The 14,539-nt window shown below is 73.9% G+C and carries 12 protein-coding genes; 11 read left to right on the top strand and 1 reads right to left on the bottom strand.

Annotation, left to right across the window (positions count from 1 at the left end; translation table 11 throughout):
* The 11 genes from AB0N90_RS01930 to AB0N90_RS01880 all read left to right on the top strand — a co-directional run bounded on the left by AB0N90_RS01930 (window position 1) and on the right by AB0N90_RS01880 (window position 13,596).
* Complete coding sequence (locus AB0N90_RS01930; RefSeq protein WP_365192273.1) at window positions 1-1,446, top strand: hypothetical protein; 1,446 nt, start codon at window positions 1-3, stop codon at window positions 1,444-1,446.
* A gap of 8 nt (window positions 1,447-1,454) precedes the next feature.
* Window positions 1,455-3,551 carry a glycosyltransferase gene (locus tag AB0N90_RS01925; RefSeq protein WP_365192272.1) on the top strand — a complete coding sequence of 699 codons (2,097 nt, stop codon included), beginning with the start codon at window positions 1,455-1,457 and terminating at the stop codon, window positions 3,549-3,551.
* The gene (locus tag AB0N90_RS01920; RefSeq protein WP_365192271.1) at window positions 3,544-4,650 is read left to right on the top strand and encodes a sugar phosphate nucleotidyltransferase; all 1,107 of its coding nucleotides are present in this window, start codon (window positions 3,544-3,546) and stop codon (window positions 4,648-4,650) included. The genes AB0N90_RS01925 and AB0N90_RS01920 overlap by 8 nt, the downstream gene beginning before the upstream one ends.
* Window positions 4,643-5,671: an ROK family protein gene (locus AB0N90_RS01915; RefSeq protein WP_365192270.1), complete on the top strand. Its 1,029-nt coding sequence runs from the start codon at window positions 4,643-4,645 to the stop codon at window positions 5,669-5,671. The genes AB0N90_RS01920 and AB0N90_RS01915 overlap by 8 nt, the downstream gene beginning before the upstream one ends.
* On the top strand, window positions 5,668-6,558 hold the full coding sequence (locus AB0N90_RS01910; RefSeq protein ID WP_365192269.1) for a sugar nucleotide-binding protein: 891 nt from the start codon (window positions 5,668-5,670) through the stop codon (window positions 6,556-6,558). The genes AB0N90_RS01915 and AB0N90_RS01910 overlap by 4 nt, the downstream gene beginning before the upstream one ends.
* Window positions 6,555-7,097: an NUDIX hydrolase gene (locus AB0N90_RS01905; RefSeq protein ID WP_365192268.1), complete on the top strand. Its 543-nt coding sequence runs from the start codon at window positions 6,555-6,557 to the stop codon at window positions 7,095-7,097. Before AB0N90_RS01910 ends, AB0N90_RS01905 begins: the two co-directional genes overlap by 4 nt.
* Window positions 7,097-7,894 carry an HAD family hydrolase gene (locus AB0N90_RS01900; RefSeq protein WP_365192267.1) on the top strand — a complete coding sequence of 266 codons (798 nt, stop codon included), beginning with the start codon at window positions 7,097-7,099 and terminating at the stop codon, window positions 7,892-7,894. Before AB0N90_RS01905 ends, AB0N90_RS01900 begins: the two co-directional genes overlap by 1 nt.
* 128 nt (window positions 7,895-8,022) lie before the next feature.
* A complete protein-coding gene (locus tag AB0N90_RS01895; RefSeq protein ID WP_365192266.1) occupies window positions 8,023-8,958 on the top strand; it encodes an adenosine kinase in 936 nt (311 codons plus the stop codon).
* Complete coding sequence (locus AB0N90_RS01890) at window positions 8,955-10,448, top strand: GMC oxidoreductase (RefSeq protein WP_365192265.1); 1,494 nt, start codon at window positions 8,955-8,957, stop codon at window positions 10,446-10,448. The genes AB0N90_RS01895 and AB0N90_RS01890 overlap by 4 nt, the downstream gene beginning before the upstream one ends.
* Window positions 10,445-11,404: an aldo/keto reductase gene (locus AB0N90_RS01885; protein ID WP_365192264.1), complete on the top strand. Its 960-nt coding sequence runs from the start codon at window positions 10,445-10,447 to the stop codon at window positions 11,402-11,404. Before AB0N90_RS01890 ends, AB0N90_RS01885 begins: the two co-directional genes overlap by 4 nt.
* 167 nt (window positions 11,405-11,571) lie before the next feature.
* Entirely contained in the window at window positions 11,572-13,596 is a 2,025-nt protein-coding gene (locus AB0N90_RS01880) for a radical SAM protein (RefSeq protein ID WP_365192263.1), read from the top strand.
* Window positions 13,597-13,659: 63 nt separating this feature from the next.
* On the opposite strand, the gene AB0N90_RS01875 is transcribed toward AB0N90_RS01880, so the two are convergent.
* Entirely contained in the window at window positions 13,660-14,427 is a 768-nt protein-coding gene (locus AB0N90_RS01875) for a glucose 1-dehydrogenase (RefSeq protein ID WP_365192262.1), read from the bottom strand.
* Between the last annotated feature and the right edge of the window lie 112 nt (window positions 14,428-14,539).

Raw genomic sequence — 14,539 nt, 5'->3', positions numbered from 1 at the left:
TTGGACACCCTGTTGCCCGGCGCCCCCGCGCCCGCGACCGCCGCCCTGCTGCGCGCGGCCTCCTGGATGGACGAGGCCGGGCGCCACGGCCCCTTCGAGCTGTACGACCAGGCCGTGCTCGGCGAGGTCCGGCTGCTGCTGGTCGGGGCCGGCGCCACCCGCTGGTTCGTACCGGTCCTCGACGCGGACCCCGGGCAACCGGCCGCCGGTACGACGGCGTTCGACCGCTCGGTGGTGGACGCGCTGCGCGCGGGGCTGCGGCTGCCGACCCTGCGCGGCAACGCGATCGAGTTCCGGGGCGCGCCCGCCGCCTACCGGGGCCCGCTGCCCTTCGACCCGGGCTGGTGCTCCAACGCGCTGTCCCTGATCGACCTGGGCGGCATCGCGCACACCCACAAGAGCTACCGGCGGATCGGCACCGGCAACCGGGAGGCCGAGCTGCTGCGCCTGATGGCGGACGGCGGGCGCACCCAGCAGCCGGTCGGCGACTACACATACGTGGATACGGCGACCGGGGCGCGGGAGCCGCTCGGGGTGCTGTACCGGTTCGCCGAGGGCGAGGGGCTCAATGTGCCCCTGCGGGCGGGGATCCGGGCGCTGTGGCCCCTGCTCGCGGACGGCGTGGAGCCGGGCGCGGCCGTCGACGCCTCCCAGCGGGAGCTGGTCGCGCCGCTGCGGGAGACCGGGCACTTCCTGCGCGACTTCCACCGGGAGCTGGCCGAACGGCTGGGCCCGCACCCGGAGTTCCCCGCCGGGGCGGTCCTCGACGAGACCGCCGAGCGGCTCGCCCGGCTCACCCCGCAGATCCTCGCCGACACCCGCTACCCGGTGCCGGTGCGCGAGGCGGCGGCGACCGGTCTGTCCCGTGAGCTGACCCGCACGGCCGGTCTCCCGGCGCGGCCCTGGCCCGCCGGTCCCTGCCACGGCGATCTGCATCTGTCCCATGTGCTGCGCGGCGAACGCGCCGACGGCAGCTGGGAGTTGTGCGTGATCGACCTGTCGACCCCGCGCGCCGACCCGGCCGACCCGGCCACCGCGCAGTCACCGTGGCAGGATCTGGCCGCCCTCACCCGGGGGCTGGAGATCTTCACGGCCGACGAGTTCTCCGATCACGCGGCCGGCGTCCTCGGCATGGACCCGGAGGACACCTGCCGTACCGCGCTGCTCCAGGCGGCGGGCGCCCGCCCCGACACGCCCGGCTGGACCGAGGGGCGGCTGGCCGGTCTCGCCCGGCTGCGGCGGGCGGCGGGGCTGTGGGCCGCGCGGGCCGGGAACCTGCTGGCCGACGCGGGCCCGGACCGGGACGCGCACCCGGCCTGGCGGCTGCTGAGGCTGCGTCGGCTGATCCATGAGCTCGACTACGCCTACGCCCACGACCGCGCCTACCACGCGGCGATCAACCTGCGGCACGCCGTGGAGGCCCCCGGTCTCCCGGCCGGCGGATGAGGACACCCGTGCACATCATCGAGACGTACTTCGAGTGCGGGGGCTTCGACCACCGCTTCCTCCAGGGCGGGATATCCGTCTACCTCTGGAATCTCTCCACCTCGCTGGCCGAGGCGGGCCACCGCGTCTCGGTCGTCACCCCGGCCCACGGCCGACTGGCCGAACTGCGGGCCTCCTACGACCTGGAGACCCTCGACCACGAGGACACCTACGAGCTGCCGCTCGTCCTCGACCCGGACGTCTGGGGCGAGCGCTTCCCGGCCGAGGTGGGCGTCCCGCTCACCACCACCGCGCACCGGCTGCGGCTGGACGGCGTCGATCTGTACTTCCTGTCCAACGAGTTGCTGGACGCGCTCCCTGACCGTTTCTACCCGCCGTACGACAGCAAGGGCCACGATCTGGTCTTCTTCAAGTCGCTCGCCTACCAGGTCGACACGATCCGCTTCGTGCGCGCCCGGTTCGGGGACGAGAAGGCGCTCGTGCACGCCCATGAGCCGTACTACCACTATCTGATGCCGGCGGCGTTCCGCGCCGACCCCTCGAAGCTGGTCGTCGGGACCGTGCAGAGCAATATGCCGATCACCAAGAAGGTGTACCGGCCGGAGGTCGAACGGCTCCTGGAGTTCCTGGACGCGCCGCTCGCGCTGCCCGCCGAGCGGCCGTCCCCCGCATCCGTGCGCGGCGCCTACCAGCAACGCACCCATCTGCACTACGAGTACGGCCCCGGGCACATCGGCGTCTACGACCTGGTCGCCGACCACGCCGACCTGGTGGACTTCCTCTCGCCGGGGCATCTGGAGTTCTACACCGATTTCGCCGGGACCCCCTTCGAGGAGCCGTTCCGCACGCTGCCGGTGTACGAGACGGTGCGCCGCAACGCGCACAAGAGCTTCGTCGGCGGCTGTGCGATCGGCGCCCGCTGGACCGCGCCGGAGCGGCCCGCCGTGGACCGCGCGGCCGTCCTCGGCGGCCTCGGTCTCGACCCGGCGCTGCCCACGTTCTTCCACAACGCGCGCTACGCGGTGAACCACAAGGGGCAGTTGGAGCTGTTCCGCGCGGTCGACCGCGTCCTCGCCGAGGGTCTGGCGGCCAACTTCGTGCTGCGCTGCCTCAGCGACGACGGGATCGGGGATCCGTACATCCGCGAGGTGGTCGAGCGCCACAAGGACCGGATCCACCTGGAGTGCGAACGGGTCGCCGAGGAACGGATCATGGCGTACGCGGCCTCCTCGGACTTCTGTCTCTTCCCGTCCAAGTTCGAGATGGACACCTTCCTGATCGCGCAGGGCGAGGCGATGGCCGTCGGCGCCGTCCCGATCGCCACGGCCCAGCTGGGCATGGCCCACTTCGGCCATGTCGCCGACCCGCTGGACACTCCCGGGGCCACCGGTTTCGCCGTCAACCGCTCTTTCGCCGAGGACGATTCGCTGCTCGCCGACGCGCTGGCCCGCCGTATCCAGGAGGCCGCCGCCCTGCTGCGCGAGCGACCCGAGGAGTACGCGCGGCTGCGGGCCGACTCCATGGCCAACGCACGGCAGTTCACCTGGGCGAACACGGCACGGCAGCATCTGGCCGCCTTCACCCCGCTGTGGGAGGGGAAGCGGCCCGCGCGGGATGTGCAACTCCTTCTGAGACACGGCTGGTTCGATCTGCTGCCCGAGGAGGCGTACGGCTCGCACGCGGACGCGATCGCCGAGGCCGCCGTCCGGTTCGGGGACGCCGACGCCTACGCCCGCTGCCGTCCCCTGGACGCCGGGGCGCGCCGCGCCCTGTTCGACGCGGCCTGGGCGCGCGCCGACTTCGCGCGCTGTGCCCGCGCCGCCGGTTGCGACCCGGAGCTGCGGGCCCGCCTGGACGCCCGCCACTCGCTCACCGACGACCGGCTGGTCTACCGGCTGCCGCATGCCGCCCGCGTCGAGGCGGTCCTGTGGGCCGAGCCCGCCGGTGCGGGGCGCCGGGGCACGGTGGTGCACCGGGCGGTCGCGACCGGGCCGGGCGAGTTCACCATAGGACTCGACGAACTGCCGTACACCGGAGGGGAATTGAACCTGCTGCTGACCCTGGCCGACGGGCGCTCCGCCTGGGACGTGGTGCGCCGTGGCTGACGGGGTGCGCGCCGCGCTGCTCGCGGGTGGCGAGGGCCGCCGGATGGGTCCGCTGGGACACGGCCGGCTCAAGCCGCTGGTGCCGTTCGGGGGAGCCGGCCGCCTGATCGACTTCTCGCTCGCCAACGCCGAGGCGTCCGGGCTCGGCGAGGTGCTGCTGCTGTCCCAGTACGAGGAGCGGCAGTTGATGGACGACCTGTACCGCACCTGGTGGCGGCCCGGATTCCGGGTGCACTTCGGACCGTACGACCGCGCGTACCGCGAGGGCACCGGCTATCTGCCCCCGCCGCCCGGCGGCACCCCCGAGCGGGGCACCGCGGACGCGCTGATCCGCAAGGCGCCGTACCTGTTCGGACCGGACACCTCCGAGGTGCTGGTGCTGCACGCGGACCATGTGTACCGCTTCGACTACGGGCCGCTGATCGCCGCCCACCGGCGCTCCGGCGCCGCGCTCACCCTCGCCTACCAGCGGATCGAACGCCGCTACGTCCATCTGTTCGGGATGGTCGACTTCGATCCGGCCGGGCGGCTGACGGCGTTCGTGGAGAAGCCCGCCGAGCCGACCAGCGATCTGGTCTTCGCGGCGTTCTGCGTCTTCGACGCGGCCCGGCTGCACCACTGTCTGGAGCGGCTGGACGGCACCGACTGGCAGCACGACATCAGCCGGGACGTCATCCCGGCGATGCTGGCGGACGGTGAGCTGATCCTCGGCCACGAGGTGCCGGGGCACTGGGAGGACATCGGCACCGTCGACCGCTACCACCGGGCCCATCTGGCGCTGGTCGCGGAGCGGCCGTCGCTGACGGTCGGTCAACTTCCGTGCACGATAAGGCCCGAGGTGCCGCGCGCGGTCGTCGGGTCCGCTCCCGGGGTGACCCGCAGTCTGGTTCCGGCCGATCTCGTCAACGGCGGGCTGCTGGAGCACAGCGTCGCCTTCCCCGGTGCCAGGATCGGTGCCGGGGCGCGGGTGCGGCGCAGTGTGCTGCTGCCGGGCGCCGAGGTGCCGGACGGCGCCGACATCGATTCCGCGATCGTCCTGGAGGACGGCACGGTGCAGTCCGTCGCGCCCGCCTCCCCCCGAGGAGGAGCCCATGTCTGAACCCGCCTGCACGGTGGTCGATCTGGGCGGCACCACCCTGCGCACCGCCCGCTACGACCTCACCACCGGCGCCCTGTCCGATGTGCGCCGCACCCCGACCGAGGGCCTGGACCGGCACCCCGGCGCGCCCGTCGCGGTCCTCCAGGAACGCGTGCGCGAACAGCTCGCCGCGCGGTGCGCCGAGGCGGTGCGGCGACACGGCAGCGGCGCGCTGGCCGTGGCCTTCGCCGGTCCCGTCACCGCCGACGGCCGGGCGCTGGCCGCGCCCACCATCTGGGGCGGGCCCGGCGAGCCGCTGGCCGTGCGGCAGTCGCTGGAGGACCGCCTGGGCCTGCCCGTGGTCGTCGTCAACGATCTGACGGCCGCCGCCTGGCGCTATGTGCACGGCCCCGACGAGCCGCCGTTCTGCCTGATCACGGTGAGTTCCGGGATCGGCAGCAAGGTGTACCGGGCGGGCGAGGTGCTGCTCGACGCGGAGGGCCACGGCGGCGAACTCGGCCACTGGCCCTGCGATCCCTCCCCCGACGCGCCCCGCTGCGACTGCGGCGGCCGGGGCCATCTCGGCGGCATCGCCTCCGGGCGCGGCACCCTCGCCGCCGCGCGCCGCGCCGCCCACGCCGACCCCCTCGGCTACGCCCGCTCGGCCCTCGGCGCCGTCACGCCCGATCCGGACCGGCTGGACAACCCGGCGCTGGTCGCCGCGATCCGGTCCGGCGACCCGTTCGCGACCGGTGTCCTGCGCTCGGTCCTGCCCCATCTCGCCTCCGCGATCATCTCCGTGTTCACCTCCATCGGCATCCGCCGCTACATCCTGATGGGCGGCTTCGCGCTCGCCGTCGGACCCCGCTATGTCCAGCTGCTCACCGAGGAGTTGGAGCGGCTCGGCTGCTTCGGTCTGGACGCCGAGGGCATCCGGCGCATGGTGACGCTCGGCGCCCCGGACGACGACCACGGTCTGATCGGCGCCGGGCGGCTGCTGGCGGCGCGGGGCGCTGGACTCGGGGCGGTGACGGCCGTATGAGCACGACCACGCTGATCGTCGGCAGCGGCTTCGTCGGACGCGCCGTGGCCGTCCGGCTGGCCGCGCGGGGCGGCACCCCCGTGCTCGCCTCCCGCACCCCGCCGCCCGAGGGCCCCGCGCCCTGGGTGCGGCTCGACGCCACCGACGCGGACGCCTGCGCACAGGTGGTCGAGTCGGTACGGCCGGACCGGCTGGTGCTGGTGCACGGCCCCTCCGACGTGACCTGGTGCGAGGCCGACCCCGAGCGCGCGATCGCGCTGCACAGTGCCGCGGCCCGCCATCTGACGGCGGCCGCGCGGGGCCGTCGTACCGTGCTGATCTCCACGGACAACGTCTTCGACGGCAGCGGCGCCGACAATGATGAGGCCACCCCTACGGCTCCCGCGAACGCCTACGGGCGGGCCAAGCTGGCCGCCGAACGGATCGTGGCCGCGGCCCCCGACGCCACCGTGCTGCGGGTGAGCCTGGTCTACGGCTGGGAGCCCGCGGACCGCGCCAAGTGGCTGAACTTCTTCGCCGCCTGTGCCCACGGGCTGCGCGCGGGCGAGCAGGTGGCGGCGCCCTACGACCAGTGGACCACCCCGGTGCTGGTCGAGGACGTGGCCGCGGTGACCGCCGCCGTACTGGAGCCCGGCGCACCCGGGTTGCTGCATCTCGGCGGCCCCGACCGGGTCTCGCGGGCCGAGTGGGCGGCGGCGATCGCCGACGGTCTCGGCGTGCCCCGGGCGCGGGTGACCCCGGTGCCCCGGGCGGCGGGACGGTATGCCAGCCGGCCCGCCCACACCTGTCTGACCAGCACCCTCCTGGACGAGGTGCTGCGCTGGCACGGGCTGCGGGTGCGCGGTGTCGCCGAGGGGATCCGCGCCCTGCTGGAGGCCGCGCCGTGATCCGTACCGTGCGTTCCCGGGAGGTGTACCGCAACGCGTGGATGAGCGTCCGGGAGGACGACATCCGGCGCCCCGACGGCAGCGAGGGCGTGTACGGCGTCGTGGACAAGCCGGACTACGCCCTGGTGATCCCCCGGGACGAGGACGGCGCCCTGCATCTGGTCGAGCAGTACCGCTACCCCGTCGCGGGCCGCTACTGGGAGTTCCCGCAGGGCTCCTGGCCCGCCGGGCACGCGGGCGCGCCACCGCTCGAACTGGCCCGCGCCGAACTGCGCGAGGAGACCGGGCTGCGGGCCGCCCGGATGACGTACCTGGGCCTGGTGCACGTCGCCTACGGCTACGCCAGCCAGGGCTGCAACGTCTTCCTCGCCGAGGAGTTGACACAGGGCCCGCCCGAACGCGAGGCCACCGAGGCCGACATGCGCCAGCGCCGGGCGGCTCCGGCGCAGTGGCGCGACCTCGTCTGCTCCGGACGGATCACGGACGCGGCGACCCTGGCCGCGTACACCCTGCTGGGTCTGCACGGGGGCGGGTCCTGATGACGCCCCGGTACTCGGTCGTCGCCACCGATCTCGACGGCACCCTGCTGCGCGGGGACCTCACCGTCTCCCCGCGCACCAGGGCCGCGCTCACCCGGGCCGCCGCCCGCGGCGCCCGGCACCTGGTGGTGACGGGCCGCCCGGCCGCGGGCTGCCGGAGCCTGCTGGCCCCGCTCGGCTACCGGGGGCTCGCGATCTGCGGGCAGGGAGCGCAGCTGTACGACGTCGGCGCCGACCGGCTGCTGTCCTCGGCGACCCTCGACCGGGCTGTCGTACGGGCGCTGGTGGCACGGATCGCCGAGGCGGCGGGCCCCCTCGCGCTCGGCGTGGTGACCGCGGGGCTGGCCGGGGAGTTCCTGGTCACGCCGGGTTTCGGCGAGCGGGTGCGGCACGGCTGGCGGCTGGTCGAGGACGCGGAGGGGCTGTGGGCGCGGCCCGTGGAGAAGGTCCTCATCCGCAGCCGGACGCTGGACGACGACTCCCTCGCCGCGCTGGCGCTCTCCGTGTGCGCCGGACTGATCGGGGTCACCCATTCCGGTGAGGGGATGGTCGAGCTGCTGCCGGACGGGGTGGACAAGGCGAGCGGTCTCGCCGCGGCCGGGCGGCGACTGGGCTTCGACGCCGCTCACACGGTCGCGTTCGGGGACATGCCCAATGACATCCCGATGCTCGCCTGGGCCGGGCACGGCGTCGCGATGGGCAACGCCCACCCCGAACTCAAGCGCCACGCCGACGAGATCGCGCCCGGCAACGAGGAGGACGGCGTCGCGGCCGTCCTTGAACGCCTGTTCCCCTGAACGCACGCCCCCCGGTTGACCCACTCGCTGGTGCAACTTGCTGAAAATTACAGCAAGTTCTTGCCAGCCGGGTGGGCGGCTGCTTGACTCACCAACCCGAGCGACGCGAGAGAAACGAGCCGACTGCCATGACCACCGAGACCGACGTCCTCGTCCTGGGCGGCGCGGGCGTGGACACCGTCGTCCATGTGCCGGAACTGCCGGTCCCCTACGCCGACAGCTACATGATCCGGCCGGGCATCGTGACCCGCGCCGGGCAGAGCGGCGACTTCGTCGCGCTCGGGGTCAGCGCCCTGGGTCTGCGCGCCCACCACATCGACCTGGTCGGCGCCGACCCGGAGGGCGACCTGGTGCGCGCGCTGCACCGGGACCGGGGCATCCCGCTCACCGATGTGCCCTCGGCCGCCGGCACCAAGCGCGCGGTCAACCTGGTCGGCCCGGACGGACGCCGGCTGTCCCTGTACGACGACACCCGCAGCCAGGAGTCCGACCGGCTGCCCGAGGACACCCTGCGCGCCCTCGCCGCGAGCAGCCGGCACGCGCACGTGGTCATCACCCACCCCTGCTCGTACGCCCTGCCGGTGCTGCGCGAGGCCGGGCTGACCGTCTCGACGGACCTGCACAACTGGGACGGCGCCAACCCGTACCACGAGCCCTTCGCGCTCGCCGCCGACCTGGTCTTCCTGTCCACCACGGCGCTGGCCGACCCGGAGCACACCATGCGGGACATCGCGGCGCGCGGCCGGGCCCGGATCGTCGTGGCCACCGCGGGCGCCGAGGGCGCCTACCTGCTGGTCGACGGCGAGCTGACCCGGGTGCCCGCCGTCGCCCCGCCGTCGCCCGTCGTGGACTCCAACGGCGCGGGCGACGCCTTCGCCGCCGCCTTCCTGCTGGGCTGGCTGGACGGCCTGGACCCGCTGCGCTGTGCCCGCTACGGCGCGATCGCGGGCGCCCACGCCTGCACCGTGCCCTCGACGCGCGCCGACGCCATCTCGCGGGACCAGCTCCTCGCCCGGGTCGCCGAGTCGGACACCGACGAGCAGGCCGCCAAGGTGGGCGGATGAGCCCTGTCATGGGCCACCACGATGTGCTGGTGCTCGGCGGCGGCGTGGCCGGCTGTGTGCTCGCCGCGCGGCTCAGCGAGGACCCCGCCCGCACCGTCTGCCTGGTGGAGTCCGGGCCCGACCACGGCGCCGACCCGGACGACTGGCCGCGCTCGCTGCGCGACGCGCACGCCCTGCCCCGCGATCACATGTGGGAGCGCGGGGTCGCCGTGCACCGGCTGCGCGCCCGGGTCCTCGGCGGTTCCTCCTGCGTCAACGGCTGCTGGCACACCTGGGGTTCGGCCGCCGACCACGCGGAGTGGACCCGGGCCGGCGGCCCCCGCTGGTCGGCCGCCGCCATGGCGCCGTACCGGGAGCGGGCCGTCACGGCCATGCGGCTACGGCCCGTACCCGAGCGGGAGTTCAGCCTCTGGGCGCGCGCGGCGCTCGCCGGTGCCCGTGAACTCGGATACGCGGACGTGGACATGAGTGCCCCGGGCTCCCCTGGCTGCGGCACCCCGCTGCTCAACGCGCTCGACGGGCTGCGCTGGAACGCGGCCTTCGGCTATCTCGGCCCGGCCCGCGCCCGCGCCAACCTCACCGTCCTCGGCGGCACGACGGCGGACCGGCTGGTCCTCGACGGCGGCCGGGTCGTCGGCGCCGAGGTCGTCAGGGACGGGCGGCGCGCGACGCTGACCGCCGACACCTACGTCCTCGCCTGCGGCACCTTCGGCTCGCCCGGACTGCTGCTGCGCAGCGGCATCGGACCCGCGGACGAACTGCGCGCGCGGGGCCTGCGGGCCGAGGTGGACCTGCCGGGCGTCGGCGCCAACCTGTCGGACCAGCCCGGTGTGTTCGTCCCCCTCGCCCCGACCCCGGACCTCAACGCGGCGCTGGCCGCGCGGGAGAAGGAGGGCGAGCTGTACGTCAGCCGGATGCTGATCCGGGCGGCCAGCACGCACTGTCCGACGGACGGCTGGGACCTGCACATCCTGCCCTCCGCCGGTGACCCGCTCTTCGGGAGTCTGCCGCCGGGCGAGTACGAGGCCGGGATCTCCGCGTTCCTGATGAAGCCCACCTCCCGGGGCCGGGTCCGGCTGCGCTCGGCCGACCCCGCCGAACCCCTCGACATCGACCCCGGGTTCCTCACCGACCCGGACGGCCGGGACGCGGCGGTGCTGCGGGAGGGCCTGGAGATCGTCGAACGGCTCGCCGCCACCTCGGCGCTCGCCCCGCTGGCCGCCACCTCCGGTGCCTCCGCGTCCGGGCTGACCGACGCCGAACTGCGCGCCCGGCTCGGCACCTACTGGCACCCCGTCGGCACCTGCGCCATGGGCCCCGCGGCCGACCCGCTGGCGGTCACCGACGGCACGGGCCGGGTGCACGGCGTGTCCAATCTGCGCATCGCCGACGCCTCCGTGCTCCCCTCCGCCCCCGCGGCCAACACCCAGCTCCCGGTGCTCGCCGCCGCCGAACTGCTCGCCGACGCCCTGAAGGAGGCGGCCCGTTGACGACCGTATCCACCGATCCCGCCGCCCGCGCTCCCGAGGCGCGGCTGATCTACGGCTGCATGGGGCTCGGCGGCGGCTGGGACCGGGCGCCGTACACCGCCGAGGACGTCGACCGGGCGCAGACCGCCGTGGAGACCGCGCTGGAGTGCGGGATCACCGTGTTCGACCTCGCGGACATCTACCGGTTCGGCACCTCGGAGGCCGTGTTCGGCGAGGTCCTGGCCCGGACGCCGGGGCTGCGGGAGCGGATCACCGTGCAGACCAAGTGCGGGATCCGGCTCGCCGAGGGGGACCGGCCGGGCCTGTACGACCTGCGCGGGGACTCGATACTGCGACGGGTCGAGGAGAGCCTCGCCCGGCTGCGCACCGAGGTGATCGACACCCTGCTGCTGCACCGCCCCGACCCGCTGACCGGCCCCGACGAGATCGCCGCCGCCCTGCGCGAACTGCACCGGCAGGGGCTGGTGCGCCGCTTCGGCGTCTCCAACATGAGCGCAGCGCAGATCGCGCAGCTCCAGTCCCGGCTGGAACTCCCGCTGGTGGCGAACCAGTTGGAGATGAGCCTGGCCCGGCGCGACTGGGTCGAGGCGGGGGTGCTGCTCAACACCTCGGCGGCCACGTCCAACGGTTTCCCCGAGGGGACCCTCGAAGCGTGCGTCGACCGGGGGATCCAGCTCCAGGCGTGGGGCGCCCTGGCCCGTGGCCGCTACACCGGGGACGCCGACTCCCCCACCGCCGAGCTGCTGCGCCGGCTGGCCCGGAGCAAGGACACCACGCCCGAGACGGTCCTGCTGTGGTGGCTGGCCCGCCATCCCGCCGGGATCGTCCCGGTGATCGGCACCAGCCGCCCCGAGCGGATCCGCGCCTGCCGGGACGCGGCGCTGCGCGCACCGGACCTCACCCACGAGGAGTGGTACGAGCTGTGGATCACGGCGCGGGGCACCCCGCTGCCCTGACCCACCGGCCCCTGGGAGCCGCTCCCCCCAGGGGTCCGGCTCCCCCCTCAGGTGTCCGGCCCCGCCCCTAGGGCCCCGTCCCAGGGCCCGACGCCACCGCACCGGGGCCCCCGCCCGGAACCTCTCGCCCGCTCTCCCCCGCCGTACCGACCGACGGAGTACCGACCGTGACCGCGAGCACCACCACCGACCGGGGCCGGCTGACCTCGGCCCGCTTCTACATCACCTTCCGCTGCAACTCGCTCTGCGGCTACTGCAACGTCTGGCAGGACGACAAGTTCAAGGGCTACGAGGAACTCACCCTGGAGCGGGGCCGCCAGATCCTGGACGAGCTGTACGAACTGGGGGTGCGCTACGTCGACTTCACCGGCGGCGAGCCGGTGCTGCACCCGCACATCGACGGCATCGTGCAGCACGCCAAGTCGCTCGGCATGGCCGTGGAGATCACCAGCAACGGCATCCGCTTCGCCCAGCACATCGAGGCGATCGTGCCCTACGTCGACACCATGAACGTCTCCCTGGACACCCTGCGGCCCGACCGCTACCGGCAGATCCGGGGGGTGCCCACCCTGGACCGGGCCCTCGACGTCATCCAGAAGGTCATCGCCACCGGCAGCGGCAACCTCAAGCTGATCTGCGTGGTGACCCGGGAGAACGTGGACGAGATACCGGACCTGCTGCGCTTCGCCCATGAGAACCGGACCACCGTCTACTTCTCCGGGATGTTCGAGTACTTCGACGAGCAGGACACCGTCCGCGACACCAACCGTACGGCCCGCAAGCTGAAGCTGATCGAGCAGAACGGCAAGCCGCTCGCCGACGCCACGGCGGGCCGCGCCGGACGGATGGACGAGTCGGAACCGACCGGCGGACCGATCGCCGAGCAGCTGATACGGCTGCTGCATCAGCCGTACGCACTGGTCAACCTGCACTTCCGCAAGTACATGGAGACCCTGGACCCGACCGCGCCCACCGACTGCTACGCCAACAAGCGCATCCTGACCGTCGGCCCCGACGGGCGCCTCGTCCTGCCCTGCTACCACGCCTTCGACAACTCGGTCGCCTGGGACCGCCCGCTGCGCGAACTGGTCGAGGACCCCGAGTTCCTGCGGGTGCGGGACGAGGAGGTCGGCCACCGCTCGGAGTGCCGCAGCTGCACCGTCTTCCCGTACATCGGGCTGTCGTTCAGCCACCGCTTCGACAAGGTCTTCCTCTACCAGGCGCTGTCGGAGGAGATCGCCAAGGTCAAACGGCAGTTCACCGACCCGCTCTTCCCGCGCCTGCCGCTCGACCTCGATCGACTCCACTCCCGCTACGCGGAGCTGGAGCAGCTGATCGACCAGGTGCTGCCCACGCCCCGGCCCCCGGAGTCCGCCGACCACTTCTACCGCTTCGAGACCACCGGCACCGGGGTGCGCTCCGAGTTCGCCGCCGGGGAGCTGAGCGTCGCCGAGCTGATCGGGGACTACGCGCACGGCGAGTGCTGGGGCATCCAGCGCTCCCCGCACACCTGGATCCGCCTCGTCTACCGCGAGCTGGTCCCGGCCCTGCGCGAGCTGCTGCCGCAGGAGGCGTACGAGTCGGTGGTCGCCGAGCTGTACGAGGTCCAACTCGCCTGGTGGTACGCCTATTTGACGCGCTACTACCGGGGCACCGAGGACCTCGACGGCACGGCCGCGGAGAAGACCGTCGCCGGGTTCCTCACCCGCACCGGCGCCCTGCTGCCCGACGCGCCCGCCGCGACCCGGGTCCGCGAGGTGCTGCTGCACGCGGGCTGCGTCCTCGGCCTGTCCCCCGAGACCCTGGCCCCGCTCGCCGTACGCACCCCCTTCCCCGAGGCCGCCCTCATCGCCAAGCATCTGCTGCTGATCGCCCCGGACGCCGAACTCCCGCGCTACGCCGCACTGTTGCCGGAGGAGGCCGCCGAGCCCCTGCGTCGCGCGCCGCTCGCCCCGGCCGCCGAGAACCCGGGCCCGCTGGATGCGGAGACGGCCCGCCTGCTGGGCCAGGACCCTCTCCCGGCCATCGTCGACGGGGCCACGGCGGAGAAGCTGATCGCCGCGGTGACCGCCCTCGCCCCCGAGGACCGCGAGGGCCTCGCCGCCCGCCTGCTCGCCCATGAACTGCGCACCCCGGACGCCGTGCGCCGCCGGGGCGCGGAACTGAGGTCGCGGGGGACGGCCACCGGCTGAACCGGCGGGTCGATGCGGCGGCGAGTCGGGGAACCGGTGAAGCGACGGGGGTCGAGGGGCGGGTCAGGCGCCGGGGAAGAGCGGGCCGCCCGCCATCAGGCCCCCGTCCAGGGTGAGCGTCTGGCCGGTGATGTACGTCGACCTGCCGGAGCCGAGGAAGACCACGGCGTCGGCCACCTCCTCCGGGGTGCCCGGCCGGTGCAGGGGCAGCACGGAGTTCACCGCCTCGCGCGTCCGGTCGTCCCCGGTGACCCGCTCGTACATCCCGGTCCGGGTGAATCCGGGGGCGACCGCGTTCACCCGGATGCCGTGCGCGGCGCCTTCGAGGGCGGCCGCCTTGGTGATGCCGATGACGGCGTGCTTGCTGCCGGCGTACACGGCGACCTCCGGGTAGCCCATCCGGCCGTACACGCTGCTGACATTGACGATGCTGCCGCCGCCGCGCTCCCGCATGGCACGGAACTCGTGCTTCAGGCTCAGCAGGGTTCCCTTGACGTTGGTGTCGAAGGTGGCCGCGTAGTCGTCGTCCGTGACGGCGGTGATCGGGGCGGACCGTCCCTCGGTGCCGGCGTTGTTGAGGGCGACGTCGATCCGGCCGAAGCGGTCGACGGCCTGGTCGACGAGGTCGCGGACGTCGTCCTCCAGGCGCACATCGGCCTGCACGAACAGGGCCCGGCCGCCCAGGCCTTCGAGTTCCCCGGTGAGTTCCTTGCCGGGGTCCGGGTGCCGGCCCGAGACCACGACATCGGCGCCCTGCCGGGCGTAGGCCAGCGCGGTGGCACGCCCGATTCCGCTGAGCGCGCCGGTGATGACGACCACGGGAGCTGACATGGGTGAGTCCTCTCTCGGCCTCTCCGGGCCGCTGCGGACGGTGGACCGTGGCGAAGCGTAGAAGCGCATGACGGACAAAACGCGCACACCTCGCGGCCGACTGACCCGGACA

This window comes from Streptomyces sp. NPDC093018 (genome assembly GCF_040684035.1).
GTDB classification, from domain to species: domain Bacteria; phylum Actinomycetota; class Actinomycetes; order Streptomycetales; family Streptomycetaceae; genus Streptomyces; species Streptomyces murinus.
This window is presented reverse-complemented; position numbering and strand designations above follow the sequence as displayed.